The 2,399-nt window shown below is 66.6% G+C and carries 4 protein-coding genes; 1 reads left to right on the top strand and 3 read right to left on the bottom strand.

Translation table 11 applies throughout. The features are described from left to right. The first annotated feature begins 205 nt into the window (after nt 1–205). Nucleotides 206–412: a helix-turn-helix domain-containing protein gene (locus DMB66_RS58590; protein ID WP_125812569.1), complete on the top strand. Its 207-nt coding sequence runs from the start codon at nt 206–208 to the stop codon at nt 410–412. Nucleotides 413–442: 30 nt separating this feature from the next. Here the strand turns inward: DMB66_RS58590 and DMB66_RS58585 are convergent, their stop codons facing one another. The 3 genes from DMB66_RS58585 to DMB66_RS58575 form a co-directional block, all read right to left on the bottom strand. Further along, a complete protein-coding gene (locus DMB66_RS58585; RefSeq protein WP_125812568.1) occupies nt 443–1,006 on the bottom strand; it encodes a hypothetical protein in 564 nt (187 codons plus the stop codon). Nucleotides 1,007–1,075: 69 nt separating this feature from the next. Continuing rightward, nucleotides 1,076–1,771 carry an HAD family hydrolase gene (locus DMB66_RS58580; RefSeq protein ID WP_125812567.1) on the bottom strand — a complete coding sequence of 232 codons (696 nt, stop codon included), beginning with the start codon at nt 1,769–1,771 and terminating at the stop codon, nt 1,076–1,078. After that, a partial coding sequence (locus tag DMB66_RS58575; RefSeq protein WP_125812566.1) for a GntR family transcriptional regulator occupies nt 1,768–2,399 on the bottom strand: 632 nt, incomplete at its 5' end. The genes DMB66_RS58580 and DMB66_RS58575, both read right to left, overlap by 4 nt.

The following is a 2,399-nucleotide window of genomic DNA, read 5'->3' as shown; positions in this document are numbered from 1 at the left end:
ACGCATGATCGAGTAGCCGAGCGTCAGATCCTCATCATCGTCGCGTACGTCGATTTCGGGCTCTCCGACGGCTTTCTGAGTGAGATACCAGCGCATCTGTCAAGCCTTCCTGCACATGTGCACGGCCTCGGACTCACCAGGTTACGCAGGTAGCTGTCCTAGGTAAACTCCCTCAGTAAGCTTCGCGGGTACATAGCGTGATCACGTGGGCCGCAAGGGGAAGCTGTACACCACCGGAGATGTCGCCGACCTACTCGGCGTCACCCGGCAGTACGCCTACTCCCTCACGCGCCGCAAGGGCTTCCCAGACTCGTACGACGAGTGGGAGAACGGCATCACGGTCTGGCGAGTGCCGGACGTTCAGGCGTGGCTACGCGCGAACCGCCCCGATCTCAACACGGACGAGACCTAACCCGTTCGTCATCGCGCCGAGGCCGGGCGATCACCGGCACGCGTCGGCCCGGACGTGCCCGCCGCACCACGGATGTGGCCGGACCTCCGCGATACGCCATCCGCCGTCTTCGGCCCTGGCAACGAAGACCCACGGGTGTTCGGTGCCCTGCATCGACATCCCGCGTTCCTGCCACCACACCGCGCGGACCGGCACGGTTACCCGAGTGACCTCGTCGCCCTGGTCCTCAACGTCGAAGTGCGGACCCCATTCGAGTTTGTCCGGTGGCGGGTCCGTGCGCTGCATGTCCTTGATCAGTGACTCCCATTGCTTGACCAGGTCGTCACGCTCGCTCGTGATCAGGGCGTGCGTCAGTCCGATCCGCTCTTTGAGCAAGAGCTGGTTGAGGTAGATGTCCACCGCCTCGACGGCCGTGGCCGGCGGGTCGCCTTGGCTGTCTGTGTGGTCGAGGAACGCTGCTACGGGTACGGCTCCCAGGCCGCAGCACAGGAAGCCGACCATGAGGCAAGCGGCGAGTGCCCATCGCCGCCGGAGACTCCACCCAGCGACGAACGACCCGCGCGGTAGCGGTTCGTGGATCTCCCCGGTGATCATCCCCGCACGATAAGCGATCTTCACTCACGAGCCATTCCTAGCCGGCCGAACGGCAGGCAGACCGGAAGTTCAGCCTGCGGCCCGTTCGATCAGTGCACTGGCTATTGCCCCCATGCTGTCGATCACGACGTCTGCCCCTGCCTGTCGGAACACCTCGGCTTTCGCCGGCCGGTTGGCGTAGCCGATGCTCCGGACTCCGGCGGCGCGGCTGCCTTCGATGTCTGACAGCGAGTCACCCACGAGAACGGTCCGGTCCGGCGCGAGGCCGAGAGCGCGCACGGCGTGCAAGATCGGTTCGGGGTTGGGCTTCATCTGCCCCGGCTCGGCGTACGCCCGGCCCACGACCGGCGACACGTACGACGCCAGGCGGTGCGCTGACAGGTAGGCGGTCACTGCCCCTGCCGAGTTGTTGCTGACCAACGCCACCGGTAAGCCGGCCTGCCGGGCCGCGACGATCACCTCTCGGCCGTACGGTGTGGGTCCGGCGCTCTCGGCGGCACGTAGTTCGGCCGCGCAAAGCGCATCCTCCACCGCCCGGGTGACTGCCGGATCTCCGGCCGTACCAGCCCAGCGCAGCACCTCAAGCGGGTCCGGCTCAGTCGCCAGGCCCGGCGGCATCGCGACCCCTCGACGTTGCAGCATGTCGACCAACTCCGCGGCGACCTTGGGCGCCGGGTAGCCGGCGAAGATGCTGCACACCGGGCCGTCGAAGTCGAGCAGGATGGCGTCTACCTCGGCGAGCAGCCGGGCGAGGTTGGCGCTCATCCGTCGTACCGGTAGGCGATCGTCGACCACATCGAGTCGAACCACTGGCGGGACGCTTGCACGAACTGGGTGCCGTGCGACGCGTCATCGTCGGTCACGGCGTAGTGGAACAGCGGCACGTCCTTGCCCATCAAGTCGTAGATGGCCGTGGGCTCACCCTTGATCGAAACGGTGCGTTCCACCACGGGATAGAAGCCGTAGAACACTTCCACGCCGTTGATGATGTAGAGCTTGAACAGCGGCGATGCCCGGTGCATCCGCACCTCAACGGTGGTGGAGCGGACTAGGCCGAGGTCGCCCAGCTCGGCGACCTGGTCGATGATGCCGTCTGCGGCGCGGCGGGTGATCCGCTCGGCGCGTTCCCGCACGGCCGGATCATCGGCCTGCGTCTCAGCGCGTGCGGGCAACGCCATCGGCACCGTCATGTCGGAGATCAGAACCCGTACGGCGATTGTCTCGGGGGCAAGCCGGCCGCTGCGCACCTTGTCGAGGGCTTCGGCGACCGCGTCTCGCAGTGTCTCGCCGGAGAATCCCGCGAAGTCGATCGTGACGTGCGGTCGCTCAAAGGCGGCTTCGATGTGCGGCCGCAACTCCACCGCGAGCTGCGTCTGTGCGCGGACAAATGCGC

The sequence above is a fragment of the Actinoplanes sp. ATCC 53533 genome (genome assembly GCF_003947245.1).
The sequence above is the reverse complement of the archived record's forward strand: the minus strand, read 5'-3'. Positions and strand labels throughout refer to the sequence as shown.

Excerpts from the sequence above, each read along its gene's own strand:
- DMB66_RS58585 (WP_125812568.1), bottom strand. The coding sequence starts at position 1,006 with ATGATCACCGGGGAGATCCACGAACCGCTACCGCGCGGGTCGTTCGTC.
- DMB66_RS58580 (WP_125812567.1), bottom strand. The coding sequence starts at position 1,771 with ATGAGCGCCAACCTCGCCCGGCTGCTCGCCGAGGTAGACGCCATCCTG.